3 protein-coding genes are annotated in these 2088 nt (G+C 71.9%); 2 read left to right on the plus strand and 1 reads right to left on the minus strand.

All coding sequences use genetic code 11. From position 1 onward, the window contains the following. Both BN11_RS16485 and BN11_RS16490 read left to right on the plus strand, forming a co-directional pair. Nucleotides 1-466, plus strand: a 466-nt coding sequence (locus BN11_RS16485; RefSeq protein WP_048699444.1) for a CinA family protein, incomplete at its 5' end; no start/stop codon positions are given. 59 nt (nt 467-525) lie between these two features. Then, nucleotides 526-831 (plus strand): helix-turn-helix domain-containing protein, encoded by a 306-nt coding sequence (locus tag BN11_RS16490; RefSeq protein ID WP_048699445.1) that lies wholly within the window; start codon nt 526-528, stop codon nt 829-831. Nucleotides 832-996: 165 nt separating this feature from the next. Here BN11_RS16490 and BN11_RS16495 read toward each other — a convergent pair whose 3' ends face one another. Beyond that, entirely contained in the window at nt 997-1866 is an 870-nt protein-coding gene (locus BN11_RS16495; RefSeq protein WP_048699446.1) for a DNA-formamidopyrimidine glycosylase family protein, read from the minus strand. Nucleotides 1867-2088 lie beyond the last annotated feature (222 nt).

Below are 2088 nucleotides of genomic sequence, written 5' to 3' on the forward strand. Positions count from 1 at the left end.
GGCGCGGGTGATCGCACGCGCACGGCACACCGCCACCACGCTGGGCACCGCCGAGTCCCTCACCGGTGGCGGCGTGGCCCACGCCCTGACCGGCGTGCCCGGTGCATCGACGGTCGTGCGTGGCGGCATCGTGTCCTATGCGACGCAGGTCAAGGCAAGCGTGCTGGGCGTCGACTCCCGGCTGCTCGCCGAGCGCGGCGCCGTCGATCCCGACGTCGCGCTGGCCATGGCCCGCGGGGCCCGGCGGGTGCTGGGCTGTGCCCTCGCGGTGGCGACGACCGGGGTGGCAGGCCCGGACCCAGCCGACGGGAAGCCTGTGGGCACCGTCTTTGTTGCCACTACTGGCCCCCGGGGTGAGCGGGTGCGCGAACTTGCCCTATCGGGGTCGCGGACACAGATCCGGTCGGATACGGTGGCTGCAGCACTCCAGGCGGTGCTCGACACGCTCGAGGACCCACCCTCGTGACCGGTGTCGGTCGCGACCGTTATCTTTCCCCACAAGCGACGAGACGATGAGGAGCCCAGATGATCTTGCTTCGGCGTGAGCTGGGCGAAGCCTTGCGCGAAGAGCGCACCGCCCAGGGCCGCTCCCTGCGCGAGGTCTCGGCGGCCGCCTCGGTCTCCCTCGGCTACCTCAGCGAGATCGAACGTGGCCAGAAGGAAGCCTCGTCCGAACTGCTGACCTCCGTATGCGGTGCCCTCGGCGTCCCCCTGTCCGACGTCCTGAGCGATGTCAGCCTGCGCGTCGCACGCGCCGAGGCCGAAGCCGCCGGCGTCCCGACCCTCCCGGTCACCCCCGCCCGCCGCGGCGTCTCCGCCTCCGCGGCCTGACGGCTCGCGGAGAGCCCTCGCCGGGAGGCGTTCCCCGACCGCAAGAGCCGCGAGACAACGCAGTTCGCCGTGCTCGCCTAGGCCACCCCACGACGTGTCCTCGCGCCCTCGTCGCTCCGGTACTTCGCGGGGACCCGTCACGTCGGTGGCTTGTCGCTACTCGTCCTAGCGGCGCCGGCGGGGTGACTTGACGCCGCTGGCGCCGAGTGGCACCTGGGTGGTGCCCTCGTCGGTCGGGGCGAGGCCGCCTTGGCAGGACGGGCAATAGAAGAACACGCGCGCGCGTGGTGCCTGACCGAGAGGGGCGACCCGGACCGTTGTGCCGCACCGGCGGCAGGGTCGTCCCGATCTGCCATGGACGTATGCCGTGGCGTCGCGTTCGGTCCGCCCGGTCGAGGTCTGGTGGCCGGTAGCGGCGCTACGGCGCATCATTCCCTGCGTCCACTCGACCAGACTCTCAAGATCGTCGCGGGTGCTCTCGACGGCGGCCGTCCACGGGTTGCGTCGGTAGCGGAACAGGGCTTCCGCGGCCCAGAACGTGCCGATTCCGGCGAGATTGCGCTGATCGAGCAGGGCCACGCCGATGGCAGTTGCCGGCTGGCGGTGGAGGTTCGCCACGGCACTCTCGGGGTCCCAGTCAGGGCCGAGGATGTCCGGGCCGAGGTAGGCGAGCCGGGTGGCAGACTCGGAGGACGGCCATACCTCGACCAGTCCCAGGCGCAATCCGAGGGCACTCCAGGCCGCCGTCTCGGCAAGGATGCGAAGCTGCGGATTCGCGCGGGTCCGTCGGGTCACCTCGGCCGTCGCGGCGATCCGCCAGCTGCCTTCCATCTTCAGGTGCGAGTGGATCGTGACGCCGGAGTCCAGCTCGTGGAGCAGGTGTTTGCCGCGGGCACGGACGGCGGTGGTCGTCGCCGGCAACAGGTCGAGCGCCCCCAGATCGCCCCAGCGCAGTTCGAGCGCGGTCAGCGGCTGACCGGCCAATGCCCGGTGGAGGCGCTCGGCGGTGCGCCAGACCGTGTCACCTTCGGGCATTGCAGCATTCTGCCGTCTCGGCGTGGCCGACCCTCGGATTCCACGAGGCCATCAACACGACCCCGCCACGGGCGGCGCTCAGCGGCGCAAACGCAAGCCGCGAGGGGTCAGGGTGAAGCCGGACCGGGCCAGTGCCTCGGCGACGGGATTGCCGGCGGCGAGCACGGAGGTGCCGTCGGCCTTCTCGACGGTGAGCCGGCCGAGCGCGCCGGCGCGCACGGC

The sequence above is a fragment of the Nostocoides australiense Ben110 genome, from assembly GCF_001050535.1.
GTDB classification, from domain to species: Bacteria; Actinomycetota; Actinomycetes; order Actinomycetales; family Dermatophilaceae; genus Nostocoides_A; species Nostocoides_A australiense.